The 23,788-nt window shown below is 36.0% G+C and carries 39 protein-coding genes, 1 tRNA gene and 1 pseudogene; 32 read left to right on the top strand and 9 right to left on the bottom strand.

The genetic code is table 11. From position 1 onward, the window contains the following. Positions 1-127: 127 nt before the first annotated feature. Both MKX69_RS14060 and MKX69_RS14055 read left to right on the top strand, forming a co-directional pair. Positions 128-223: pseudogene (locus tag MKX69_RS14060) on the top strand (N-acetylmuramoyl-L-alanine amidase); the annotation flags it as partial. Between the two features lie 823 nt (positions 224-1,046). Beyond that, positions 1,047-1,120, top strand: a tRNA-Ile gene (locus MKX69_RS14055). Positions 1,121-1,636: 516 nt separating this feature from the next. On the opposite strand, the gene MKX69_RS14050 is transcribed toward MKX69_RS14055, so the two are convergent. Further along, a complete protein-coding gene (locus tag MKX69_RS14050) occupies positions 1,637-1,942 on the bottom strand; it encodes a DUF5960 family protein (protein WP_341010602.1) in 306 nt (101 codons plus the stop codon). Positions 1,943-2,083: 141 nt separating this feature from the next. Here MKX69_RS14050 and MKX69_RS14045 point away from each other — a divergent pair, with 141 nt between their 5' ends. Continuing rightward, positions 2,084-2,209: a hypothetical protein gene (locus MKX69_RS14045; protein WP_258152653.1), complete on the top strand. Its 126-nt coding sequence runs from the start codon at positions 2,084-2,086 to the stop codon at positions 2,207-2,209. 106 nt (positions 2,210-2,315) lie between these two features. Here MKX69_RS14045 and MKX69_RS14040 read toward each other — a convergent pair whose 3' ends face one another. The 6 genes from MKX69_RS14040 to MKX69_RS14015 all read right to left on the bottom strand — a co-directional run bounded on the left by MKX69_RS14040 (position 2,316) and on the right by MKX69_RS14015 (position 6,857). Further along, positions 2,316-3,563, bottom strand: coding sequence for a tyrosine-type recombinase/integrase (locus MKX69_RS14040; RefSeq protein WP_104885604.1), 1,248 nt, complete (start codon positions 3,561-3,563; stop codon positions 2,316-2,318). Then, positions 3,563-3,844: a hypothetical protein gene (locus MKX69_RS14035; protein ID WP_104885603.1), complete on the bottom strand. Its 282-nt coding sequence runs from the start codon at positions 3,842-3,844 to the stop codon at positions 3,563-3,565. Before MKX69_RS14035 ends, MKX69_RS14040 begins: the two co-directional genes overlap by 1 nt. Positions 3,845-4,024: 180 nt before the next feature. Then, positions 4,025-4,933, bottom strand: a complete 909-nt coding sequence (locus MKX69_RS14030) for a hypothetical protein (protein ID WP_016252646.1) — start codon at positions 4,931-4,933, stop codon at positions 4,025-4,027. 110 nt (positions 4,934-5,043) lie between these two features. Beyond that, positions 5,044-5,967, bottom strand: coding sequence for a hypothetical protein (locus MKX69_RS14025; protein ID WP_200770973.1), 924 nt, complete (start codon positions 5,965-5,967; stop codon positions 5,044-5,046). 62 nt (positions 5,968-6,029) lie between these two features. After that, positions 6,030-6,458 (bottom strand): ImmA/IrrE family metallo-endopeptidase, encoded by a 429-nt coding sequence (locus MKX69_RS14020; RefSeq protein WP_341010601.1) that lies wholly within the window; start codon positions 6,456-6,458, stop codon positions 6,030-6,032. A gap of 6 nt (positions 6,459-6,464) precedes the next feature. After that, entirely contained in the window at positions 6,465-6,857 is a 393-nt protein-coding gene (locus MKX69_RS14015) for a helix-turn-helix domain-containing protein (RefSeq protein WP_024636627.1), read from the bottom strand. 139 nt (positions 6,858-6,996) lie between these two features. Here MKX69_RS14015 and MKX69_RS14010 point away from each other — a divergent pair, with 139 nt between their 5' ends. Then, entirely contained in the window at positions 6,997-7,251 is a 255-nt protein-coding gene (locus tag MKX69_RS14010) for a helix-turn-helix domain-containing protein (RefSeq protein ID WP_024636628.1), read from the top strand. Then, on the top strand, positions 7,248-7,517 hold the full coding sequence (locus tag MKX69_RS14005; RefSeq protein ID WP_002301567.1) for a hypothetical protein: 270 nt from the start codon (positions 7,248-7,250) through the stop codon (positions 7,515-7,517). The genes MKX69_RS14010 and MKX69_RS14005 overlap by 4 nt, the downstream gene beginning before the upstream one ends. Positions 7,518-7,524: 7 nt before the next feature. On the opposite strand, the gene MKX69_RS14000 is transcribed toward MKX69_RS14005, so the two are convergent. After that, a complete protein-coding gene (locus MKX69_RS14000; protein WP_002301568.1) occupies positions 7,525-7,728 on the bottom strand; it encodes a hypothetical protein in 204 nt (67 codons plus the stop codon). Positions 7,729-7,783: 55 nt separating this feature from the next. Between MKX69_RS14000 and MKX69_RS13995 the strand changes: the two genes are divergently transcribed. The 20 genes from MKX69_RS13995 to MKX69_RS13900 all read left to right on the top strand — a co-directional run bounded on the left by MKX69_RS13995 (position 7,784) and on the right by MKX69_RS13900 (position 16,654). Then, positions 7,784-7,936 (top strand): hypothetical protein, encoded by a 153-nt coding sequence (locus tag MKX69_RS13995; protein WP_195641592.1) that lies wholly within the window; start codon positions 7,784-7,786, stop codon positions 7,934-7,936. A gap of 63 nt (positions 7,937-7,999) precedes the next feature. Continuing rightward, positions 8,000-8,545, top strand: a complete 546-nt coding sequence (locus MKX69_RS13990) for a hypothetical protein (RefSeq protein ID WP_104885602.1) — start codon at positions 8,000-8,002, stop codon at positions 8,543-8,545. Positions 8,546-8,551: 6 nt separating this feature from the next. Further along, complete coding sequence (locus MKX69_RS13985; protein WP_104885601.1) at positions 8,552-8,767, top strand: hypothetical protein; 216 nt, start codon at positions 8,552-8,554, stop codon at positions 8,765-8,767. 3 nt (positions 8,768-8,770) lie between these two features. Beyond that, positions 8,771-8,926, top strand: coding sequence for a hypothetical protein (locus tag MKX69_RS13980; RefSeq protein WP_181041761.1), 156 nt, complete (start codon positions 8,771-8,773; stop codon positions 8,924-8,926). Between the two features lie 136 nt (positions 8,927-9,062). Beyond that, positions 9,063-10,004 carry a YqaJ viral recombinase family nuclease gene (locus MKX69_RS13975; protein WP_341010600.1) on the top strand — a complete coding sequence of 314 codons (942 nt, stop codon included), beginning with the start codon at positions 9,063-9,065 and terminating at the stop codon, positions 10,002-10,004. Position 10,005: 1 nt separating this feature from the next. Then, positions 10,006-10,944, top strand: coding sequence for a recombinase RecT (locus MKX69_RS13970; RefSeq protein ID WP_104832999.1), 939 nt, complete (start codon positions 10,006-10,008; stop codon positions 10,942-10,944). 48 nt (positions 10,945-10,992) lie between these two features. Beyond that, positions 10,993-11,877: a DnaD domain-containing protein gene (locus MKX69_RS13965; RefSeq protein WP_341010599.1), complete on the top strand. Its 885-nt coding sequence runs from the start codon at positions 10,993-10,995 to the stop codon at positions 11,875-11,877. Further along, positions 11,874-12,239, top strand: a complete 366-nt coding sequence (locus tag MKX69_RS13960; protein WP_341010598.1) for a DUF1064 domain-containing protein — start codon at positions 11,874-11,876, stop codon at positions 12,237-12,239. Before MKX69_RS13965 ends, MKX69_RS13960 begins: the two co-directional genes overlap by 4 nt. A 14-nt stretch (positions 12,240-12,253) precedes the next feature. After that, positions 12,254-12,415 carry a hypothetical protein gene (locus tag MKX69_RS13955; protein ID WP_002290675.1) on the top strand — a complete coding sequence of 54 codons (162 nt, stop codon included), beginning with the start codon at positions 12,254-12,256 and terminating at the stop codon, positions 12,413-12,415. 2 nt (positions 12,416-12,417) lie between these two features. Beyond that, positions 12,418-12,717, top strand: coding sequence for a hypothetical protein (locus tag MKX69_RS13950; protein WP_002333652.1), 300 nt, complete (start codon positions 12,418-12,420; stop codon positions 12,715-12,717). Continuing rightward, on the top strand, positions 12,717-13,007 hold the full coding sequence (locus MKX69_RS13945) for a hypothetical protein (RefSeq protein WP_002326231.1): 291 nt from the start codon (positions 12,717-12,719) through the stop codon (positions 13,005-13,007). The genes MKX69_RS13950 and MKX69_RS13945 overlap by 1 nt, the downstream gene beginning before the upstream one ends. Continuing rightward, entirely contained in the window at positions 13,007-13,741 is a 735-nt protein-coding gene (locus MKX69_RS13940; RefSeq protein ID WP_341010597.1) for a hypothetical protein, read from the top strand. Before MKX69_RS13945 ends, MKX69_RS13940 begins: the two co-directional genes overlap by 1 nt. Further along, positions 13,741-14,052 (top strand): MazG-like family protein, encoded by a 312-nt coding sequence (locus MKX69_RS13935; protein WP_010829629.1) that lies wholly within the window; start codon positions 13,741-13,743, stop codon positions 14,050-14,052. The genes MKX69_RS13940 and MKX69_RS13935 overlap by 1 nt, the downstream gene beginning before the upstream one ends. After that, the gene (locus tag MKX69_RS13930; protein WP_002304474.1) at positions 14,049-14,279 is read left to right on the top strand and encodes a hypothetical protein; all 231 of its coding nucleotides are present in this window, start codon (positions 14,049-14,051) and stop codon (positions 14,277-14,279) included. The genes MKX69_RS13935 and MKX69_RS13930 overlap by 4 nt, the downstream gene beginning before the upstream one ends. 6 nt (positions 14,280-14,285) lie before the next feature. Beyond that, positions 14,286-14,489 (top strand): toxin PIN, encoded by a 204-nt coding sequence (locus MKX69_RS13925; RefSeq protein ID WP_341010596.1) that lies wholly within the window; start codon positions 14,286-14,288, stop codon positions 14,487-14,489. Further along, complete coding sequence (locus MKX69_RS13920; RefSeq protein ID WP_024636636.1) at positions 14,486-14,785, top strand: hypothetical protein; 300 nt, start codon at positions 14,486-14,488, stop codon at positions 14,783-14,785. The genes MKX69_RS13925 and MKX69_RS13920 overlap by 4 nt, the downstream gene beginning before the upstream one ends. Before the next feature lie 21 nt (positions 14,786-14,806). Continuing rightward, positions 14,807-15,034, top strand: a complete 228-nt coding sequence (locus tag MKX69_RS13915) for a helix-turn-helix transcriptional regulator (RefSeq protein WP_002314901.1) — start codon at positions 14,807-14,809, stop codon at positions 15,032-15,034. A gap of 146 nt (positions 15,035-15,180) precedes the next feature. Next, the gene (locus tag MKX69_RS13910) at positions 15,181-15,360 is read left to right on the top strand and encodes an XtrA/YqaO family protein (protein WP_024636637.1); all 180 of its coding nucleotides are present in this window, start codon (positions 15,181-15,183) and stop codon (positions 15,358-15,360) included. Positions 15,361-15,462: 102 nt separating this feature from the next. Further along, the gene (locus MKX69_RS13905) at positions 15,463-16,050 is read left to right on the top strand and encodes a hypothetical protein (protein WP_002309105.1); all 588 of its coding nucleotides are present in this window, start codon (positions 15,463-15,465) and stop codon (positions 16,048-16,050) included. A 262-nt stretch (positions 16,051-16,312) separates the two neighbouring features. Continuing rightward, the gene (locus MKX69_RS13900) at positions 16,313-16,654 is read left to right on the top strand and encodes a hypothetical protein (protein WP_073460775.1); all 342 of its coding nucleotides are present in this window, start codon (positions 16,313-16,315) and stop codon (positions 16,652-16,654) included. On the opposite strand, the gene MKX69_RS13895 is transcribed toward MKX69_RS13900, so the two are convergent. Beyond that, positions 16,647-16,838, bottom strand: a complete 192-nt coding sequence (locus MKX69_RS13895; protein ID WP_002305388.1) for a YegP family protein — start codon at positions 16,836-16,838, stop codon at positions 16,647-16,649. The genes MKX69_RS13900 and MKX69_RS13895 overlap by 8 nt on opposite strands. Positions 16,839-17,191: 353 nt before the next feature. Between MKX69_RS13895 and MKX69_RS13890 the strand changes: the two genes are divergently transcribed. The 7 genes from MKX69_RS13890 (at position 17,192) to MKX69_RS13860 (ending at position 23,783) form a co-directional block, all read left to right on the top strand. Beyond that, positions 17,192-17,452 carry a DUF6275 family protein gene (locus MKX69_RS13890; protein ID WP_002303289.1) on the top strand — a complete coding sequence of 87 codons (261 nt, stop codon included), beginning with the start codon at positions 17,192-17,194 and terminating at the stop codon, positions 17,450-17,452. Positions 17,453-17,512: 60 nt separating this feature from the next. After that, positions 17,513-18,223 carry a phage terminase small subunit gene (gene terS / locus MKX69_RS13885; RefSeq protein WP_073463287.1) on the top strand — a complete coding sequence of 237 codons (711 nt, stop codon included), beginning with the start codon at positions 17,513-17,515 and terminating at the stop codon, positions 18,221-18,223. Then, positions 18,189-19,514 carry a PBSX family phage terminase large subunit gene (locus MKX69_RS13880; protein WP_002318686.1) on the top strand — a complete coding sequence of 442 codons (1,326 nt, stop codon included), beginning with the start codon at positions 18,189-18,191 and terminating at the stop codon, positions 19,512-19,514. The genes terS and MKX69_RS13880 overlap by 35 nt, the downstream gene beginning before the upstream one ends. Beyond that, positions 19,508-21,067 carry a phage portal protein gene (locus tag MKX69_RS13875; RefSeq protein ID WP_025481329.1) on the top strand — a complete coding sequence of 520 codons (1,560 nt, stop codon included), beginning with the start codon at positions 19,508-19,510 and terminating at the stop codon, positions 21,065-21,067. Before MKX69_RS13880 ends, MKX69_RS13875 begins: the two co-directional genes overlap by 7 nt. A 2-nt stretch (positions 21,068-21,069) precedes the next feature. After that, the gene (locus MKX69_RS13870; RefSeq protein WP_341010595.1) at positions 21,070-22,206 is read left to right on the top strand and encodes a phage minor capsid protein; all 1,137 of its coding nucleotides are present in this window, start codon (positions 21,070-21,072) and stop codon (positions 22,204-22,206) included. 110 nt (positions 22,207-22,316) lie between these two features. Next, the gene (locus tag MKX69_RS13865) at positions 22,317-22,892 is read left to right on the top strand and encodes a phage scaffolding protein (protein ID WP_341010594.1); all 576 of its coding nucleotides are present in this window, start codon (positions 22,317-22,319) and stop codon (positions 22,890-22,892) included. Positions 22,893-22,910: 18 nt separating this feature from the next. Further along, positions 22,911-23,783, top strand: a complete 873-nt coding sequence (locus MKX69_RS13860) for a hypothetical protein (protein WP_341010593.1) — start codon at positions 22,911-22,913, stop codon at positions 23,781-23,783. The last annotated feature ends 5 nt before the right edge of the window (positions 23,784-23,788 follow it).

Genomic DNA, 23,788 nt, shown 5'->3' with positions numbered 1-23,788 from the left:
TAAAAAATTATTTACTGTTTTTATTAATTTATGTTGTTCCTCTGACATTCTTTCACCTTCCAATTCACAAATTTTATTTTATCATAACAAAATAAATTCGTAATTAGCCTATTAGAAAAATATATGCATGATGCGTGCAACGAACGATCCGAAAGGTAACACGCAAGGCGGAGCGCAAGATTTCCATGATAAGCGTTGGTATTTAAATATTCCACAACGATAAATACAAAAAAATCTCGCTCATTGATCTTGGGCGAGACTTTTTACATATAAAGTAGTGTCTGACTTATTGTTATTTCAGTCTAAATATTCTATACTATTTATTGCAAGTAGATATACGTTTGGTTAAATCCCTTTGCTAGTCTTAGAAAGGGGATGATGCCATGAACGATTGTTTTTTATTGTAAATGTCTATTTATCCCTAGAAAGGATAAATATCTCAATTGGATATTAGTGCATTTTTAAAAAAAGGAACTACGATTACTTTTAGTGGTATCGCAAGTTACTTATTAAAATTGCCGCCGTGGTTGTGTGTATTTCTAAGTTTCCTTGTGTTTACCGCATTTATGTGGCACACATTGCTTAATGCTCCGGAACACTTTTGGAAATCATATGATAAACGCCATACTAAAAAATAAGTATTTCTGATGTGAGTCTTCCTTAATCCATCCGCTCACAGATAGAAAATTGAGAATCTAAACAATAAAAAAACCATTGATCTCGGAAATCAATGGCAAGGTTATAGATTCTAGACACTAGAATTCAAGACTAAGCTAGGGATTGAACAGATTGGATATCCGTGCAAGTGCTTGTAGGCCATGTTGACAGCATGGTCTTTTTTTTTGCTTACAATGTCATTCTATACTACGTAAAAAAAAGCGTCAATAATTTTTTACTACAAAGCTAAGCAAATGAATATTAAATATACTCTGTTTTTTCATTTAAAGTTGTGTAATAATAAATATGCCATCACAACAAAGAATGAAACCCATTATTATCTAATCTATGTCCATTCTTTTTGTTTGCAGGAGTTGTGATGGTTTCTCGTACCTTTAGCTCAGTTGGTTAGAGCAGACGGCTCATAACCGTCCGGTCGTAGGCTCGAGTCCTACAGGGTACATTAATGTAGCCAATTGAATCGTTCTGTGTTAGAATTTTTTTGAAGAGTATTATACAAGCTAAAGCTTTTCTCCATTGCCACTCAAATGAGTGGCTTTTTTATGTATCCTTTTATGGATTAATGAAAGGATGTTTCACATAGTTATACTTCTGTATATTTGAAAAGTTTTACTTTGATTTTTAAATGGAAAGACATTTGGGTTAAATTGTGAGATAATAATAAAGAAGAGTTTAAAGCGTTCCCCAAAAACCACTCCCCCATAAGTGTGTTACCGCTTTAAACTCTTTTATATTTGAAGCCATTAAAAAGCATACCATATTTTTGAAAAAAAAGTGAGAAAAAAGGCTTATAATTGGAGTGGTAGTTAATTAGTGACTTATTTTTGATTTTATAGCACTGATACTATAAAATATAGATATCATCATATTACACAATCTTAATACTAACTTAAAAAATATCCCTTTTATAAGTATGGTGATAAAATCCGTTCCGGGCTACCTTTTTAGGTAGCCTACTTTAATCTTTGTACCTTTCTGGATCAACGAAAGTATACTTTATATAGTCATAACGCCGATGATCGCTACGTGCGTCCGGCACGTCAGTCACGATATCAAACAAAAAATACACATCTTTCTTCATTCTAGTTTTCGCAGCAGGGATTTTAAAGTAGTTTTTATTGGAATAGTAGAGATTGATTAATAAACTATCTTCGATTGCTAAAAAGACTACTTCAGTATCCCAAACTTTATATAAATCTTTGACAAATTTTTCTGATGGATCGTATTTAAACCAAAGCAGATGTTCCTCTAGCTCGATTGTCATGTTTTTCACCTCAACGAAAGTATACGAACTAACGTTCTTTTTGTAAAGGATAAAAATAGGATAGCTACCGGTACCCAAACTAGTACCCATTTGCCAAAAATAACGAAACTTATGTAAACAGAAAAATAAGGATAAACATTGATGTATCAACATTTATATACCTTTAGAACAAATGAAAAGGGTGGTTCTCACAAGAAAAACATGTTCGCACTTCTAGGCAAACCAGGATTTGAAGACCTTGCTAAAGAATTGAACGAACGCCTGTAAAATAAGGGTTCTTAAGCGTTTATTAAAAAGGTGTATCCAAAACATGTTGGCTTTAAGATGAAAAATGGTACCCATTCAGGTACCCAAAACGAAAGGATGGCTCTTTTTAGCCATCCTTTTTTGGTAACGAAATGATTTGGCCAGAAACTTTTCGTTCCTGATTATTGATGTAATCATTGAACTTATTTGATGCTCGTTCAATGACCTCCGTTGAAACTTGAGCATAAATTTGAGTAGTGGAAATATCTTTGTGCCCCAACAACTCTTTTATATCCTCAAGTGGAACGCCAGCCTTTCGAAGAGTTACTGCATAAGTATGTCTACCATCGTGAACTTTGATTTTGGGTAAGCCTGCTTTTCTAGCGATTCTATCACTTGCTCCGTTTGTGCTACGACTACGAATAATATTCCCTTTAGATTTTCCAGTAGTAAAAATAAATATAAAATCATCTATTTTTTTAGTAAAAGGAAGAGCAGAAGAAGTGTTATAAAAATAGTTATAAAAATCAATAAAACCTTGTTGTGCTCGATCAGTCATGATCATTTTACGAGTACTATTTAATGTTTTCGGATTATCAATAGCTATTTGACCAGAATTTAGTTTACTTTCAGCTCTATATATCCTTTGCTTGTTCACATCGATATACTTGTTACGTAGGTCAATGTCTGACCATTTCAGGGCCATAACCTCAGCTTTTCGCAGACCGCAATCATAAATCGCTAGAAAAAACGGATACCAAAGAGGATCTCTTTCCTTCGTAGCATACTCTAGAAACTTATCTACTTGTTCAAGAGAATAGAAGTTAGGTACTTTCTCTTGAGCTTTTTTAGGGAACTCAGTGTATAAAGTCGGATTTTCATTTATATAACCTAATTGTATTGCTTTTTTAAAAGCGTTGGAGAGAGTAGCATTTACTACTTTTACAGTGTTATAAGATAACCCTTGCTTTGATCGTCCAAGACCTTTTTTTGTGAGTAGTTCGTTGATGAACGCTTGGTGTGCAGAACGGTCATAATTTTCAAGTTTATAGTTACCTATATAAGGATTGATGTAGGTTTCAATATTTTCTCTATGAACAATTCTAGTGCCTTCTTTAACATTAGTTTTGTATTGAGTTATCCAAATCTCTAAGTAGTCACTTAAAGATAATTGTTTAGGATTGTTAGTTTTGTGGGTGCCAGCAGCTAGTTCTCCTTCAAGAATTTTAGCTGCTTTTCTGGCTTCTTTTTCAGTGGCAAAATTTTTTTTGTGAATTTTTTTAGAATATCCTTTCCCTTTATGTGTCCCAGCATAAACAAAATACTCCCATTTTTCCACGCCAGACTTAGTTGTGTACGATTTGATAGTTGCCATTATTCTTCACTCCTAAACATGGATTTTGGCAATGAATACACTTCTGGTTTATACCATCCTTTTTCATAAAACTTATCCATTTTTAATTCTTTTTCTTGTGGAGAGAATAGGGGCATAGTTACTACGTTGCCAGTTTCAATATCTTCTTTCATTTTCAATTGTTTAAGTAAGACTTCTTGATATTCTTCTTCACTATAGTAATCATTTGTTAGCATAGGGTAAATCTGCACCTCTGGAACATCTTGTCTTAATCTATCGCGCAATTCGTATGGTGTCATCATTAAAAATCAATCCTTTCGTAGTTTGTTCTAATTAGTAAGAATTTATATATACATACCGCCTTATTTGAAATTAAATCAAGTGTAATCTCGTATACATAAATATCGAATACGAACTTATGTTCTTTTGTGTTTAAAAAGAAAAGCCCGAAGGCTGATCTTAAACTATTACAATGCAACTAATTAGGGACGAGCGTATTGATTCCCTCGAGGGGCACGACTATACCCAGCATTATCAGCATCTATTTGAGTCATGTATTGATAATTATTTGGATTTGTAACACGAGAATAGTACTTTCCACTATCTGAACGAGCGAAAACCATACCATTTGCAGCGATAGACCACTGGCCATCAACAGTGTATGAATTATTTTGTTGTTCAGCTTGACGTTGAGCTTCAGCAGCTTGCTGTTCTTGAGCCTGACGCTGAGCTTCAGCAGCTTGTTGCTTTTGTCGTTCTGCTTCAGCTGCCTCATTAGATTTTATAGTTGAATCAACATTGACTAAGCGATTTAATAATTCTTGGTTTCCACCAGGTATAGATTGAATAGCTGATAATGCTGCATTGTAGTTATCTCTAGTTGGATTAGCTTCAGCTTGTTCCAGAATGGTTTTAGCTGTTGAAGTTTTTTGATTAATTTCTTCTTGGCGTTTTTTCTCAGCTTCTTTAGCTTTTTGTTCTTCTTGGCGTTTTTTCTCAGCTTCTTTAGCTTTTTGTTCTTCTTGGCGTTTTTTCTCAGCTTCTTTAGCTTTTTGTTCTTCTTGGTGCTTTTTTTCAGCCTCTTCTTTAGCTTTTTGTTCTTCGGCCTTTTTCTTTTTAGCTAATTCTTTAGCCTTTTTTTCATCTTTTTCTCGGCTTTCAGAAGAGACAGATACACTAGAAGATGAAGATTTAGCGTCTTTGTGTACATCTGCTTGTCCAGTTGTTGGTGGAGCAAGAGCCCCTCCGATTACCATAACTATAAAAGCTACTAGAATTCCAATACTAATCTTTTTCTTTGAACGTTTCTTCTTGGAGAAAAAAGAATATACTAAAAAACATACTCCAAATAGAAAACCAAAGAACCCAACTAAAATTAAAAACGTACTCATTTATTCCTCCTTGTTGAATATATCACTGGGTAAATCAAGTATTTACTCCCACTTGAAGGCAGGTAGTGATAGTCGCCATTAATAAAAAGAAAAGCCCGAAGGCTGATCTTTTAATAATCGATAATTGTTACGTTCCCACTATTAGAACTTACAGGAGTTATTGTAATTTCAACAGTGGTATCTCTTTCAGCATTAAAAGCATTTGCTATAGTGGCTTCAGCTTTATAATACCAACCGCCATCTTTTTGAGTCCAATCTTGAATTACCCCCATTATTGAATGTATTTTGCTACCTTTGTAAGGATATTGTTGTTCGAACTGTTGCTGTGCTAGATCGTTCAGTATAGTTCTTTGTTCAATAGTAGGATCATTACTTAATACTGTTATATCTTTTTTCTTAGCATCCTCAGCAGCTTTAGCTTCGGCTTCTTTTTTCTCAGCTTCAGCTTTGGCAGCATCTGCGGCTTCTTTCTCAGCTTTTTTCTTAGCATCTTCCTTAGCTTTTTTTTCAGCTTCTTGTTTTTCTATCGCAGCTTGTGCATCATTATAGGCCTTTGAATCATTGAAAACTGAAACATCTAAACTTTCTTTATTTAATCCTTTGGAATCCGCTTCTAATGTGAAAGCTTCTAATCCTTGTTCTTTTGTGAGATCTACGCTGAACTTAAAAGTTCCTTTTTTATCAGCTGTAGTTTTTTGATTTTTAAAGCCAGTTTCTTTTGCCTCTGCATCTGGTGTAAGTGTTACTTTTGCATTTGGCAAAGTTTTTCCTTTGATTATTGCTGTGCCTGCTGAATTTGTATTAAATTGTGCTTCATTATCACCATAGTCATTTTCTTCAGAAACTTTTATGGCTAATTCATCTTGTCTTTCTTGAGCGTGGTGTTGTATTTCGCCATTTATTCCGATTATTATCACGCAAATAATAGTTAAAATAATTGAGTAATTTCTATATTTGTTATTCTTATATTTCTTGGTGAAATACCAAATACCAACACAACCTAAAATAAATAATAGCCCAATAAAACTTGTCATAATTCCTCCAAAAATTAAATAATTTACTCCCACTTAATGGCAGGTAGTGATAGTCGCCAATTTTAAATTAAAAATCTGTACACGTTTTCAGGTAGCCCATACAAATTTGTTAATTCCTCAACTTGCCTTGGATATCGATCGTTATCTTCTTTATAAAGAGAAACGATGAGATTAGCAGCAAAGCAATTCGCTTCGCTTTCTGATTTGCTTCTGGAGGATCGAGTAGAGACGTAATAACTTGATAATCCTTTGTGGAAAATGGCATGACCAAGCTCATGGGCGCAAATATAAAATCTTTCCTCAGAATCCTTTAATTCGTCATTCAAAAGAATGACAGCACGACCTAAAATCTCTTGGAATTGACCTTTAGGATCATCAATAAAAGGAACATATTCAATTTGAATGTCCATTTTTTCACAAATATAAAATGGATTAGCGGATTGATACTTCCGCTTTAGGTTCTCAACTAAATTGATAACATCCAATTCCATACCCAATCACTTCTCTTTGTCCTTGTCTTCTTTTTTGAATTTCCAAAACATGCCCGCTAAAACATCTCTGACTCTTTGAAGCTGTTCGGGTGTTAAAGTTTCACCACCATAAGCCATGTTTACGTTTGATTCTAATAATTTATCTAACTCGATTAAATCATTCTCATTAGCCCAGTCAGGGATAAGATCAACGTTAACAGGTGAATTCTCTTCGAAGTAGGAAATAGACACACCTAAAGCAACTGATAGTTTTTTTAAAGTTTCTAAAGTTGGATCTTTCCGTTCACCTTTTTCAAATCTAGATATTTGAGAAGCACTTACTCCAGATTTTAATGCTAACTGATTAACTCCTAATCCTCTAGAGGTTCTCAATTCTTTTAGTTTTTCTCCAAACTCCATGATAAAACCCCTTTCTTAGATAAATGATATAGCCCTTTGGCAACAAATGCAAAAAAAAATGCAATTTGGCAATAAAAAGTGTTGCCAAATGACAAAATAAGTATTATAGTATTGTCATAATGCAACGGAGGTGTAAAAAATGAAAACATTACTCAAACAAGACGAACTTAATTCCTTAATGCAATCAAAAGGTGATGATCCATATTCATTAGCTAGAAGAATGGATGTCGCTCCATCAACGGTCTATAGAATATTGAATGGAGATCGCGGGATTGGCGGAGAATTGATCCCTAAACTGCTCAAAGCTTTCGAACTTTCTGAAAAAGATTTTGATAAGCTTTTTATTTTTAGCGAAGTATTGCCAAAAAACAACAGAAAGGAAGTTGTCAAATGACACGACAAGAAAAAATAAAAAATCTGCTAAAACTCTCAATACAACCTAAAGTTGAAAACCCAACAATTTCACCAAATTATGAAATTAAATTAAATGATTGGACATTAGGACGTGGAGTAACAAATATTGAACTATTTATGCCAGCATCAGGCAAGCCAAAACTAAAAATCGAATGTTTTATAGATGAAGTTGATATAAAAGATGTTTTGGTAGGACCAGAAATTCTCCCTTTGAGTAAATACTTCAAAAATTCAAAAGGAGAATAACCAGAAATTATTTATTAATTACAATTGGAACAAGCTCACTATAATAACTTTCTGTTTCTAAAATATTGTCGGGATATTTTAGATGAAGAGAGTTCACAGTATCGATTACATCTTTTTGATTGAAACCTTCTAAATAGTGGGTACTTGTCCCTTTAGGAGCTATTTCAACGATTTCGATTATCTTTTTAACGATAGATTCTTTATAAGCCATAATCTCACCACCTTCCATAGTGAGATTATATCAAATAAATAAGTAGGTGATTTTAATGACACGGCAAGAAAAAATAAACATCATTTTAGATGCAAGACCAAGACTGGTTCATATCATCAAATGTGCGAATGACGATCAACTTGATCGTTTAGTTGAAGAAGTCCAAAAAGAGCTTGAACGTGAATTAGACGAAGCAGCTTTCGTTTGATTCTTTAAATTAATAGTATAAAAAAATTGCTCGTATTGATATACGGGCGAATAAGAATATGAGGTGTTTAAACTGTTAAAAAAATCAAGTGTTATTCGAGAATCGTTAGTCGAAGTAATTAATAAGAGTGGTGAGACCAAAAAGGAAATAGCAAGACAAATCAACGTCTCTCAACAGTCATTAAGCGATTGGACAACATTGCTTAATACGAAGCCCGTGACGTTGGAAAATGCTCAGGCGTTAACGGATCATTTTAGAGATTCAGATTTCACTCTTCAAGTGATTCATGAGTTCTTTGGTTTATTTAAATCAATAGATGGTGATGTTTATAGAAGAGATCCATCTTCATTAGACAAGTTGCAAATGATTGAATCAGATGAGCGGAAACAGAAGAAGCAAGAAGTAGAAAAAATTCTTCTTAAACAAGTAAATTACTTAACTGTTGATGATCGTCAACAAATCATTGTATATGCTTATGAATTTTTAGATGAAATCATGGTGGAAGTAACGCTAATAAGTGCGTTGTGTGAAATGCTTGGAATTGATATTCGAAAGCTTAGTGAGCAACGGCTGTCGTACTGGATCGCACAAGGATATATGAAAGGATGATGGAAAATGCAAATTTTATCTTTTGAACCAGTAAGAAGAAATCGCACAGTACAAAAAGAAGAGTTAAGAAGAGCTATTGAGATTTCTAGATATTTTAGGGTATCTCCAGCAACAGTTACTCGTTGGACTCAAAGAGAAGAAAATCCCTTGCCTTCGAAAAAGAAGGGAAATGTAGTTCTTATTGATCTCAATGTTGCAAAAAAATGGTTTGAGGAGGGCTGAAAAATGAAAATGTCAGATGTTGTGTTTGTAGGTTTTATTTTAATGTTACTTGTTTTGGTGTCTCACTATAGCGTAGTAATCGGTTTTGTTTTTGCAGGATTAATGTGTGTAATCAACTTTTTAGACGTAAAAAGACCGACTAGCGACGGCCATCGCTAATCGGCAACATAACAAAATATCTTATCTGTATTTTAGCATGAAAGGAAGGCTAAAACAATGAACGATTTTGGACAAGCATTAGATCAGTATTTAACTACTCCAGAATGGGGCACACCACACGAAGAGGAGGAAGACGATGAGTAAGTCTATTTTAGAAATGAGCCATCAAGAATGGCTTGAGGATCGTCAAAAAGGTATTGGTGGTTCTGATGTTGGAACGATTTTAGGATTGAACAAATGGAAATCACCTTATCAATTATGGCTTGAAAAAACAGGGCAAGTCGTACTTGAAGAAACAGCAAGCGAGCCAGCTTATTGGGGTAATGTTTTAGAAGAAGTGGTTGCTAAAGAATTTCAAGAACGGACAGGTAAAAAGGTTCGCAGAAGAAATCAAGTCTTTGAACATCCACTGCATCCGTTTCTAAGAGCGAATATTGATCGTGATGTAGTGGGAGAAAATGCCATTCTGGAATGCAAAACAGCCAATCAATTTCTCGGTAAAGAGTGGGAAGGTGAAGAAGTACCGCTTAGTTATCTCTGCCAAGTTCAACATTACATGAACGTTCTAAACAAAGACTATTGTTACATCGCTGTCTTAATCGGTGGTCAAAAATTTATCTGGAAGCGGATTGAACGAGATCAAGAGCTGATCGATACAATCATTGAACAATTAGTAGAGTTTTGGGAAACGAACGTTCTTGGAGGTATCGAGCCAATTATTGATGGTAGTCAAGCGACAGCTGATTTCTTGAAAGAGAAGTATGCAGATGTTGAAGACGTTCAAACGACGTTACCAATTCATTTCGATGAACTAGTTGAACAGAAAAATGAACTCAAGCGAACCAAGAAAGAAATTGAATCGGCTATTCGTCAAGTGGACAACGAGATCATCAGCGAACTAGGTAAACGTGAAGCTAGTATCGGTATCACACAAAGAAACATTATCAGTTGGAAACTTGTTCGTACAAGACGGATAAACTCAAAAAAACTAGCGGAGAAATATCCAGATATCGCAAATGATGAAGAGATTTATAACATTACTGAATCCAGAAGACTAACCGAAAAGGAGATCAAATAATATGGCAACAAATAAATCGTTAAAAAATCAATTGGCAGCAAAGCCACAGAAACAAGTTGCACCAGGACAGTTAGGGCTTAAAGCTCTAATGAATACACCAACAATGAGAAAGAAATTTGAAGAAGTACTTCATGACAATGCTAATGCTTTTATGTCGAATGTTATGACTCTTGTATCTAATGACAGTTATCTTGCAGATAGTGAACCGATGTCTATCATGAGTGGTGCGTTAACTGCTGCAACGTTAAATCTTGGGTTAGACAAGAATCTTGGATATGCCTATCTAGTTCCTTTTAATAGCAAAAACAAGCAAACAGGAAAATGGGAAAAGAAAGCTCAGTTCTTACTCGGCTACAAAGGGTACATCCAGTTGGCTCAACGGTCAGGTAAATATAAAGCATTGAATGTCATTGAAGTATATGAAGGCGAATTAAAAAGCTGGAATCGTCTTACTGAAGAGTTTGATTTCGATCCAAACGGACGGAAGTCAGATGAAGTTATTGGGTACGTGGGTTACTTTGAACTGCTAAACGGCTTTAAGAAAACTGTCTATTGGACCAAGCAAGAAATAGAAGCACATCGTATCGCGAACAGCAAAGATCGTGACAAAACCAAATTAAGCGGTGTGTGGGCATCAGATTACAATGCGATGGCTCGAAAAACTGTTCTTAGAAATCTCCTTTCTAAATGGGGGATTTTATCCGTTGAAATGCAAGAAGCTACCACATCAGACGAAAAAGTTCAAAAAGTTCAAGAAGATGGGAGTATCATTTCTGAAACAGAAATCGAAGAGGATATCCCTGATAGAAAAGAAGCAGAAAAAGTAGAAATAAACGCTGACAATGGATCAACAGCTTTTGAAGAGTATGCAGAATCAGTTCAGACAGATGAAGCACAAGAATCGCTGTTCGATGCATCGAATCCACCATTAAACAAATAGCGAGGGAGTTATCTCCCTCTTAACATCAAAACGAAAGGAGGAACACAATTGGATTACATCGGACAGCTTAATGCTTTTGACAATTGGCTTGAATATAACGAGCTTGGCGCTGGTCCCCAACTGCTTTGGTATAAGCTAATGGCTATAGCAAACAAAAGTGGATGGCAGAGCGAATTATCGATTGCCAATACAAGGCTACAAGCAATGACTAAAACGTCTGAAAAAACATTGATTAACAATCGTAATCAATTGATCCAAAACGGACTCCTTCAATATAAAAAGAGAGGTCGTACAAAAGCTGGAGTTTATATTCTTTCTGATCTAACTGGAAATTTTACAGTAAAAACTACAGTAGATAATACGGTAGAAAACTCCGCTACTGGAAATATTCCAGTAGATAGTAAAGTAAATCCGAAAGTAAATAGGGAAGTAAATCCTTCAGTAGATTCTACAGTAAATCCTTCAGCTTATATAAACAATACAAAACAAAACAAGACAAATAAAGATGATGATATAGGCGTGTATGAGTTCATCCAAAAAAACTGGGGGAAAGCACCTACTGGACTTTTGCAAGGAGCATTAGGACCGATGATTAAAACTTGGGGAGCAGATATGATTCTCTTTGCTTTTAAATTAGCTTTCGAAAACAACGTTGAGATGCCAGGATTGAAAAAATACGTTGAAGCGATATTAAATTCATGGAGTAATCAAGGAATTAAGACAATGGAATCAGCGGAAAAAGCCCAAGAAGCTTTTAAAAACAAGAAAAAACAAAACTATCTTCCTAAACGTCAAAACAATGTACGGCGTGAAAAGTTGCCTGATTGGGTCAACAAACCTCAAGAAGAAAAGACGCTAGATCCTGATAAAAAAGCAGAATTAGAAGCCCGCTTTGCTGCTTATCAGGCTAAGAAGGAAGGCGCAAGCAATTGATCACAACAAAATATGGCAATAAGAAAACTCTCTATCGTGGTATCAAGTTCGATTCAAAGGCAGAAGCAGAGTACTACGATCTAGCCTTATGGCAAGCTGAAGCGAACGGCTGGAAAGTAAAACTTCAGGAACGATTTGAGCTGATGCCGAAATTTGAACTAGACGGAAAGAAGTATCGCAAGATCGAGTATATTCCCGACTTCACATTTTATAAAAACGGCAAACTTGTCAAAGTCGTAGATGTTAAAGGGATGCAGACAAAAGATTTCAAAATCAAAGCGAAACTCTTCTGCAGTCAATATCGAGTACCGCTGATCTTAGCGAAGAAATATCGGAATACGTTCAAGGAAGAACGGTTTTAACGAGGTGATCTATCATGACAACAGAAGAAGTGATTCAAATGCGTATTCGAAACATTCAGCGTGAAATTGACGATCTAGAACGAACAAAGGCAGTGATGGTCAATGAAACGGCGAGAAAGGCAATCGATTTGCACATAGAGAATTTAAGAAGGGAAATTCGTAGATTGGAGGAATGAGCGTGGATAAGAAAGCAGCAATGAAACGAATCATTGAACTGACACATTCTGAGAATTGGCAAGAAGACAAAGAAATAGTTGCAGAAGTCCAAAAGCTCGGTAAATCAATGTGGACTGAAAAGCCTAAACGGAAAACGCCGAGAAAAATTGCAATCTGGCATGGTGATCGAATTCTAGTAACAGGTACCGCTGAACAGTTATCTGAAATTACTGGTCTGAGCAAAAACATCATCTGGGATAGGGCTAGGAGCTTATGGATTGATTCAAAAGGACGACAATTTAGGTATGTGGAGGAGAAATAATGCTAGATATGAAAATCGAAGATTATCGAATTACCAGTGATTCTAGAAATATTGTCTTATCGAAGGTAAGACGAGATGAGGAAGGAAACATCCGCTACACAGAAACAAAAGAAGAATCACGAGCAGATATCGGATACTTTCAAACGGTCTCATCGTGTTTAAAGGCAATACAACGCGATTACGTGTTAAGTGAAGAAAGAACGATAAAAAGTATTATCGAGTACAAAAAAGCGTTAGAAAACATCACTAGACAGTTTGAACAGGCATGTGAGATTGAGGAGGAGAAATAATGAATTTAAGTTTCAGAAGTGTAATCGAAAGAAATTTCGAATTAGTTTATAAGATACCTAAGGAAGTTGGAGAGCGATATGAGGAATTGACCTCATTTAGCAGGGGTAAAGATTTCAACAAAGAAATTAGAGATTACATTGCTGACTTTGTTGATCGTTTTAGTGAATTTTTAACGCAAGAGAATGAACAACAACTGAATGAAAGACTCGTTAAATACAATAAATTGGTTGTCGAATTAAAGTCTAATATTCTTCGAGCAACCACGATTCCTTCCGTTATGATCTGTGGTCCTGCAAATTATCCCACTAGGAAAAAGCAAAAAGAAGAAGAACGGATTTATCAATTAGAAAGTGAATTATATTCAAACAATGGTAAACATGCTCGTTACATTGAGAATACGAGAAAGATGTTTGATCCAATTTTGATTGATCAAAAGCTTGAAACTGATAAAAAACGTAAAGAAAGAGCAGTAGAGAAAGGGTGGAAAGGTTTCTACAAAGAAGTGGATCATGATGAACTAGCAGGATACGGCTTTGATGTAGAAAACAATCGACTTTATTTAGTTACTCATGGTAAGCCATCGGATGATGTACGTGCCTTATTAAAAAAAGCTGCATTGAGATGGTCTCCTAGAAATAAACGTTGGCAAAGAATTTTAACTGTGAATGCTGTAAATTCAGTAAATCGAAATGTTATGAATGGACTTGGATTGCCACAGATGGAGGAGAAATAATGAACGAACTAATCACAAAAGTAGAGAAGTGGGCAAAAGATAAGGGATTGGATCATGCGGATCCAAAAGCACAGTTTTTGAAAGTAGCTGAGGAATTCGGGGAAATCGCTTCAGCAATGGCAAGAAGTAATGATGAGCTATTTAAAGATAGCGTAGGAGACGTAATCGTCACTCTGATTATCCTTTCCATGCAAAAAGGGACAAATGTACAAGAGTGTTTAGAAATGGCGTACAACGAAATCAAAGGACGCACAGGGAAGATGGTAGATGGTGTGTTCGTGAAGTCGAGTGATTTGGAGGATGTGAAATGAAATACGAAATACCACTAAGTGAAGCGGGCATTCAAGCAATTATCAATGGTCGGGAGGTTAACATAGAACTTCCTGATGGTACTGAATTAGTCATCAGACAAAGTTATTTGAAAGATATGGCAGCTCCAGTATTAATTGATCGTTTTAACGTGACTGATTCTGTGGTAGAGAACCACTTAAAAGAATTTCGATCAAGTATAGACAACACTTTCAGATTAGGGAGTTGATTGAAAATGAACAACAGGCACCGCAGAATAACAAAACTAAGAAAACAGGAACTGAATGTACTAAAGACAAAGTTTGAAAAAGAATATGGAATTTCAGCAGAAAAAACATATAAAGTGGCAAGCCAGTATGTTGCTGATGCAAGTGATGCTATTCGTAAGTTTGGAATTTCGATATTAAGTGATGATCGTAAATGGGAGGAAAAAGAATGAAACTAAAAGACGGATTTTACGCTAGTAGTCATGGTATCGGCGGTTTAATGCTAGATATGCCGACAAAGAATCCTAAAAAACGTAAGAAACCAAAATTCAAAGTCGGTGACATGGTTCGCTGCGAAGCAGAAGGATTCATCTATCCATTTCGTGGATATGTAGAGCATCTCTATAATCACTCAGCAATCATTCGTATTGAAAACACGATGGAATGCGATAAATGGACAGCTAAAAGCAAAGAGAATTTAGCAGTGGTGAGATTGGTGGATATGGAGATTATAAAAACAGAATTATAAGTTATATAAGGAGAAATCAATATGAATGACAAATTTATCAATAAAAATGACTTAGACTCATTGTTAGTTGGATATGTGCCTAAACGCTATCTGACTCAAAAAGAAGCAGTTCATTACACGGGGACATCTGCAGGAACGATCAATGAGTGGGTAAAAAAAGGATTGAAAGTAATCATATTCGGTGAAAACAGCCGTCCAAAATATGACATCAAAGATATCGATGAGTTTATTGCTAAATATAAAGTATGAAGAATTATTGAAGTAGCTAATAGAGAATTCCTTATCAGCATAATATTGTTAATAAACATAAACAGCAAGCCATTATTAGCTCGCTGCTCGTGACAAATATGATTTGCCCCTGCCAAGGTAAGTCTATTATATCACAGGAGGCAGCTATGGAGTTAAAGGTAATTGGATTAAGCGACATTGAAAAAATGCAAGGAGAACATTGTTTAATCATTATTTCAAACGGTCAAATGAAAAGTGTCGAGCTTCCTTCGTTTGGAACAATAGTTATAGAATCCCATTGCAATAAAGTCAAGCAAGTTAAAGAAGAAGTGAAACAATTATTTTAAATATCGTCCTACCAGAAAACTGGCGGACACAAGTTGACAAGAACTTTCTTGTTGATTTGTGTCCGCTTTTTTGTTTGCGAAATTATTGAGGAGGCTATCTATATGAATGATTTAATTCAGGAATACAAGAATGACTTGAAAATGTTGAAAAAGCAACATCAAAAAATCTTAAATAAACGATATCGCACACCTGTCAAAGAACATGGGAGAGTGATACATAAATTAATTGATGATCGTTCTCCTCAAGATATAGCAGATCAAAAAGTAATAGCAGAAGCTATCTCTACTACAGAGTACGCTTTATTCTGGTTAGAAACAGGCAGAGAGAAGCCTTTCGATGATGAGCAAGCCAAGAAGATACCAAAGCATAGAAGAGCCGTTAAACTGGCAGATATAGATGTTATGAGCTATCAAGTTTATTTACAGGAAGTAGAAAAGCCAGCAGAAGAGACGATTTCTCCGAAGAAAAAAGAGATGTTGCTCCAAGTGACGGAGATAGAATCTTTGCTTTCTAATAAAGAACTGACATTATTTCATTTAATTAATAAAGATTTATGTACTTATGGAGAAGCAGCAGAACAAATGAATCTAGCTGTGGGTACTGTTAAATCTATGTCACAGCGAATTAAAAATAAGATCGACAATTATTTTGAATATGGTCATCAAATCAATCTATTTGAAATTTGCTAAAACTTGTAAACCATTCCCACCTATAAGTGAAGACAATTAATAGATTAGACACTCACAAGTTTATTCATTCTTTTATTCTGAATAATTGTTCTTCAAAAATAAAATGTAGGGGAGGAAATCTCCCTCATCGTTTTAAATTAAGCTTCGATAGACAGCAACGGAAATATTAAGAATAAGGATGTGAATTTCAACTCCTTCTAAATTGTTCTTATTATCTATCATCCGTTGCTGTCTATTAATTTATGTGTTGGAGGGAAAACGAATGGAAGTCGAACAAATAAAGTATCAAGGTATGGATCGAAAACGGTTGATTGATATTATTGAGCAACAACGTTTAGAATTGATCCAAAAAGAAGCTGTATGTAAAGAGTACAAAAAACATTTGGAACAAGTAATTGAGTATCATTCAGTAGAAAAGTACAGATCAGTGGTGCAAAAAAATAGAGCAACGAGTCCTGATCCTCGTCAAGATGTATCGATTAGTATCAAGACGCCAGTATTTAATTCTGTTAAATCAGAAAAGCTAGAAAGTATCTCAACTGCTTTGGTAGAAAAAGCAGCTGAAATGAACTCCCTAGCAAATGAAGTTAGTCGTCTTATTTAGTCATATCGATAACTTGAGAGTCTTTGGTGATTCCGTTTTTTATAGAATTAATGGTTTGTTCAGCGGAATATTTAGTCAAGTATGTTTCGCTAGTTGCTACTACTTCATTGTTATTGGACTTAATAACGAAGTAATATTGGCCATTAGTTGCTTCTCTTATAACAAAGTACAAATTTTTCACCACCTTTTAATTTATTTCAGCGGACCACTCGCTGATAACTAAAATTATACGCTTAATATTTATTTTCACAATATTAATTTGTCACTGTGGCGGAAAGGGTAGACGCTAAGCATGCGTGCTAGGTCAATGCTTCGGCAACCATGCAATGTTCGATTCATTGCCAGCGATTTTAGCAACTGAGGGTTGGGAATGGGCGCTCAAAGTACACGAGCAAGGCGATGTCGATAGTAATCGATGGAATCGGTGTAGGTTGCTTGATAGAGCTATAACTGCATTTCGTTTATGAGGTGTAGTTTTTACATATTAGATCACTCTTTGAGTGGTCTTTTTATTTTAAAAAGAGAGGATTTTGAAAAATGAATCATGAGAAGTTTATCGAAAAATGCAAGGCTATTGTACGTGAAAGAATTGAAAATGAGATTGCTGACCTAAGTGGAGCAGTGCCTGAGTTTAGTGTTTTCATAGTCTGGTCATGCAAAACACTGCAAAATAGCAAAGCATTAGTCAGCGCTAGCTTAAAAGGAGCACCGTATTTTGAAATTACGTTGAACGGGGACAAAGGTGAAATTTATGTAGATACTTATCTCAAAAAATCAAATGAATGTATCAAAGTCTAGCACACGCTAGGCTTTTTTTATTTACAAAACAAATGTTGCGATAGCGGGGTGGTGTCACATGTGAAGAAATATGAACAAGCATTCGATGATTATCAAAAAGGCCTGAAATATCGGGAGATTGCCGAAAAGCATGGTGTTTCGATCAGCACAGTTAAATCATGGAAGTCTCGTTATTGGTCTAAAGAAAAGGTTGCAACCAAAGACGCAACGGTTCCAAATAATAAAGGAGCGCCTGAGAGTAATAAGAATGCTGTTACACATGGATTATTCGCTAATTGGTTGCCATCAGAAACGCTTGAAATTATGAATGAGGTTGCAACCTCTAAGCCGGAAGATATTCTTTGGAATAATATAATGATTCAATATACTGCAATCATTAGAGCACAAAAAATAATGTATGTTGCTTACGATGATAGTCTTTCAAAAGAAGTATCTAAGTGGTCTTCAAGCGAAGGTGGCAGTTCTGAAGAATATGCTATTCAGTATGCCTGGGATAAACAAGCGAACTTTATGAACGCTCAATCCAGAGCCATGAGTACTCTTGCTAATTTAATAAAACAGTTCGTATCAATCGCTGATGAACAAGATGAGCGACGTAAGAAACTTGAACTCATGAACACTCAAGTTGATCTAGCTAAAGCACAATTGAAGCAATTAGACGATGGCTATGATCCGACAGAAGAACAAACTGTAATTATTGATGACATTCCGTTAGTTGAAAGCGAGGCTGGTTCAAATGGCATTAATGGCCAAGAAACAAACTCAAATTAAGACTACGGACTTGATTAACCCACATTTTTATAAGATGTGGCACACACAATGTCCGTATGTTTTGATGAAGGGCGGACGTGGATCGTTTAAATCATCTGTTATTAGTTTGAAACTTGCTACTGAAATGAAGAAACACACGCAAGCAAAACATAAGGTTAACGTTGTTTGCATGATGAGTCAGCACAAGTATTTACGTGATGCGGTTTATCTGCAAATCAAATGGGCGTTAAGTATGTTGGGAGTTTCTAACGAGTATAGGTATCGCATGGCTCCTTTAACGATCATTCATAAGCGTACAGGGTCAGCGTTTTACTTTTATGGCGTTGATGATCCATTGAAACTTAAATCTAATGCGATAGGCGATATTATCTCATTGTGGTATGAAGAAGCTGCTAACTTTCAAAGCAGTGAAGTATTTGACCAAACAAATGCTACGTTTATTCGCCAACGCTCTAAGTATGTGGACCAAGTAAAAGTTTATTATTCGTGGAACCCGCCAAAAAATCCATACGATTGGGTCAATGAATGGGTAGAGAAATGTAAAGAGCTGGATGATCATTTAGTAGACCATTCAACTTACTTAGATGATGAATTAGGTTTTACCGATCCGCAACAACTTAAACTAATAGAAACTTACCGCAAGAATGATGAAGACTATTACAAGTGGCTCTATCGTGGCGAAGTCATTGGATTAGGGACTCATATCTATAATATGAATCATTTTAATCCATTAGATCAAATACCTGATGATGACTACATAGTGAATCTTTATTTCTCAATCGATAGCGGGCACCAAGTGTCAGCTACAACGTGTGGTTGTTATGCATTAACTAGAAAAAAGAATGTAATCTTATTAGATACGTATTATTACAGTCCTGCAGGTAAAGCAAATAAGAAAGCGCCAACTGAACTATCAAAAGATTTGCATGATTTCATAGATCGTTGTCAGACTGAATATGATAAATATGCCTATCAAATTACGATTGATTCGGCAGAAGGCGCATTAAGGAATCAATATTATCTAGATTACAATGTCCGATTACACACTGTAGCTAAAGCTAAAAAAGTAGACATGATTGATCACGTTCAAAGCTTACTTGCACAAGGTAGGTTTTTTTATTTGGAAAAAGAAAGCAATAAGATATTTATTGAGGAACACAAAAAGTATCAATGGGACGAAGACACGTTGAACAGTGATGATCCAAAAGTTATTAAAGAGGATGATCACTCTTGTGATGGTTTTCAATATTTTGTACGTGATAATCTTCAAGACTTAGACCTGAAATGGTAGGTGAGAAAATGGGAGTATTCCAAACGATTAAAAGTATATTCAAGAGAGGAGTTGATAGCGTGAATATGAGTTATACTGGTCGTGATATTGCTAAGGTAACGGATCATCCTAAAATAGGGATTGATTCAAGAGAATACGATCGGATTGCAAGAAACTTTAGGTACTATTCCAATCTATTTCCTGATATACAATATCGTAATTCATACGGGGAAACACAGAAAAGAGAATTTAAGTCCTTAAATATCACCAAGACAGCTTCTAGACGGTTAGCGAGTATCATCTTTAATGAGAAGTGCAAAGTAGCACTAAAAGACAAGGAGGAGCAAGCAGAAGCTTCGAAAAGCATCCAATCAGCTGTAGAGTTCCTAGATAAAACACTTTATGACAACAATTTCTACAATCTATTTGAGTTGAACCTTGAAAAAGGGATTGCTGCAGGCGGCTTTGCAATGCGTCCTTACGTTGACGGTGACAAGATCAAAATTTCATGGATCCGTGCGGATCAATTCTATCCGTTGCGATCAAATACTAACGAAGTAAGTGAATGCGCCATTGCAACAAAGACCATTCAAACAGAAGGTGACGTGAATTACTACTATACGTTGCTAGAATTCCATGAATGGCAAGATGATAAGTATGTTATCAGTAATGAGCTTTATAAATCTGATAACGATAATATTGTTGGTAAACAAATTTCATTAGCGGTTCTTTATCCTGATTTGGCTGAAACTGTCACATTAGAAGGATTGAAAAGACCGCTTTTTGCATACTTTAGAACACCTGGTGCGAATAACAAATCGTTAGAAAGTCCATTGGGCGCTGGTATTGTCGATAACTCAAAAGAGATTCTGGACACAATCAACACGACGCATGATCAATTTGCTTGGGAAATTCAGTTAGGTCAACGACGTGTTGTTGTTCCTGCAGAGTTTCTTAGAGTAGATCAATTGCGCCCGCCGCTGTTCGACACTGATCAGAATGTTTTTGCTGGTGTGTATGGTGCTGAAAATATCGGGGTTAAGGATATCACTACACCTATTCGGACGGTTCAGTATAAGGATGCTATTAGTCATCTGATCAAAGAGTTTGAGGTGCAAGTAGGTTTATCTGTTGGCTCAATGAACTATGCAGACGATGGGATTAAAACGGCAACAGAGATTGTTTCTAACAATTCTATGACGTATCAAACGCGTTCAAGCTATTTAACGATGGTTGAAAAAGTTATTAACGAACTAATCCATTCTATTTTTGAGCTTGCGGGATACGGAGAAATGTTTGAAAGCGAGAAACCGCTATTCTCTATTGAATATGATAGTTATTTAGTAACAGTTAGTTTTGAGGATGGTCTATTTGTCGATCGTAACAAACAATTAGAAAATGATCTAAAGGCTGTAACTGCTGGCGTAATGCCTAAGAAACAGTTTCTTATCCGTAATTACAATCTAAACGAAGAGGAATTAGAAGATTGGTTAGCTGCATTAAAAGATGAAATGCCAGAAGCGGGATCAACCGAACGGCGTAGTCAAGATGCCTTATTCGATTTAGGTGATTAATTATGATTACACCAGAAAAGATGCAAAAGACTGCGAATTCAATTATTAATATCTATTCAGAACTAGAAGACCGAATCTTTACCATCATAATCAAAGCCTTAAAACATTCTCGTTTTCAAGATGTAGCTAAAGAAGACGTGCTTTTGTGGCAAGTAAATCAACTTTCTAAAATGGGTACACTGAACGATAAAGTTATTGATTTGTTAGCAAGTTATACTGGCGAAACTCAAGAAGCGATTGAACAATTGATTAAAGGAAACGGCGTGAAGATCGTTGATGAAATAGACCGTGAGCTTGAGCGAATGGTCCATAAAAGTGTTCCTGTATCTGACGACGTAAATAAAATTCTAGACTCTTTGGTTCGTCAAACGTTCAAAGATTTAAACAACAATGTCAATCAAACGTTAATCACTACGAATTTCAACGAGAACGCTGTAATGCGAGCCTATCAAGCAATTCTTAAACAATCTACCCTAGAATCTATGACAGGTCTTAAAACGCATGAGAAAGCCGTAAAAGATAACGTCTACAAAATGGTTGATATGGGAATCAAATCGGGTTTTGTTGATAAAGCCGGTCGAGAGTGGTCAATGGAGGCATACTCTCGAACCGTCGTTCAAACTACGTCGCATAGAACATTCAACGACTTACGATTGCAGAGGATGGAAGACTTTGAGTGTGTTACTGCATTGATGAGTAGTCATCCAACAGCTCGCGAAGCCTGTGCACCAATTCAAGGCGATTGGGTGTTAACCGTTCCTAAAGAAGAAGCGCCAGAAGAATTCAAGCATTTACCATCTATTTACGATCACGGATACGGCGAGCCAAGCGGAACACAAGGAATTAACTGTACACATATTCTTTATCCTGGCCGTCCTGATGTGAACACAAACAATCAGCCGCGATATGATCCAGAAGAAGTACAAAGAAATGCTGAGATCCAGCAGAAACAAAGAAGATTAGAGTGTGATATTCGTTACCAGAAGAAGCGAATGAATGCGGCGTTAGAATTGGAAGACCCCGAAACTGTACAAATGTGTAAGCAAGTGATTTCTAACAAGCAGAAACAATTAAGAGAACTTATTAATGACAATGAGTTCTTGGTCCGTGATTACAGTAGAGAACAAGTACAAAGTTAATAATTTTAAGCTTTGCAATCGCTAGGCTTTTTATTTTGCCCTGAATACGGCGTTAAACTGTTCAATCCATCGAGGGCGTAGCCTCGTTAAACAACGAAAGGATGAATGAAATGAAACGAGAAGAATTAAAAGAATTAGGTTTAACAGACGAACAGATTGGATCAGTAATGGCTTTGCACGGCGTAACTGTAAACGAACTGAACAGCAAGGTGTCTACCGCGGAACAGCAAGCGACTCAGTATCAAGAACAGTTAGACAAAAATCAAAGTGAGCTTGATGACTTTAAAGCAAAGTCTAAAGGGAACGAAGATTTGGAAAAGCAAGTGACTGATTTACAAACGCGTCTTGACCAAAACAAAACCGATTCTGAACAACAGATTGCAGATATTAAGAAATCATCAGCGATTGACTTAGCTCTAACTCAAGCTGGAGCTAAAAACATTAAGGCGGCTAAAGCCTTGCTAGACAGCGAATCATTGGAACTGACAGACGAGGGATTAAAAGGATTAGATGACCAACTGGCCGTGCTTAAAGAAAGCGACGGTTATTTATTTGGCCAATCTGAACAGGTTCCACCTAATCCCGATGGTAAGAAGGCTACCTTTTCTGGGAATGCTAGTTCTGGCCAGAATGTGGAAGAAGATGTGTTCGCTAAAGCATTAGGAGTTTTACCAAACAAAAATTAAATTTGGAGGGAATAAAATATGGCAATTAATTACATTACAAAAGACAATGGGATTTTCGATCAGAAGATCACTCAAGGATTGTTAACGACGATCTTAGGTATTCCACAAGTTGAATTTGTGAACGGTGGTAAATCATTTACATTAACGACTATTTCAACTTCTGGTTTGAAACACCATACACGTAACAAGGGATTCAACAGCGGTACTTATGGAAATGACAAAAAAGTTTACACAATGGGTCAAGATCGAGACGTTGAATTTTACATCGATAAACAAGACGTTGATGAAACGAATCAAGACTTAGCTGTAGCTAAAATTTCAAATGTATTTATCACTGAACACGTTCAACCAGAAATCGATGCGTATCGTTTTTCTACTTTAGCTTTAGGAGCAGGAAATACTAAAGAAGAAACAATTACTGAAAAGAATGCTTATACAGCCATTAAAGCTGCAATTTTACCAGCTCGTAAATTTGGACCACAAAATTTAGTAGCGTTTGTATCAACGACCGTAATGGATGCATTAGAACGTTCTTCAGAATTTACTCGTAATATCACTAATCAAAATGTTGGGCAAACGGCACTAGAATCTCGGGTAACTTCTCTTGATGGTGTGTTATTGGTCGAAGTTTGGGACGATACTCGTTTCAAAACTAAGTTCGATTTCACTGATGGATACGTTGCTACCTCTGATGCAAAAGACATCAATATCTTAGTTGTCGCTAAACAAGCAGTTATCCCCGTGGTTAAAGAAAACACCGTCTTCTTGTTTGCGCCAGGCGAACATTCTCAAGGCGACGGGTACTTGTACCAAAACCGTCTGTACCACGATTGCTTTATTAAAGAAAAACAAAAAGAAGGTGTATCTGTCTCTTTGGCCCCAAAAGGATAGCCCCA

This window comes from Enterococcus sp. FSL R5-0957 (genome assembly GCF_038008005.1).
In the GTDB taxonomy this organism is placed as follows: domain Bacteria; phylum Bacillota; class Bacilli; order Lactobacillales; family Enterococcaceae; genus Enterococcus_B; species Enterococcus_B faecium.
This window is presented reverse-complemented; position numbering and strand designations above follow the sequence as displayed.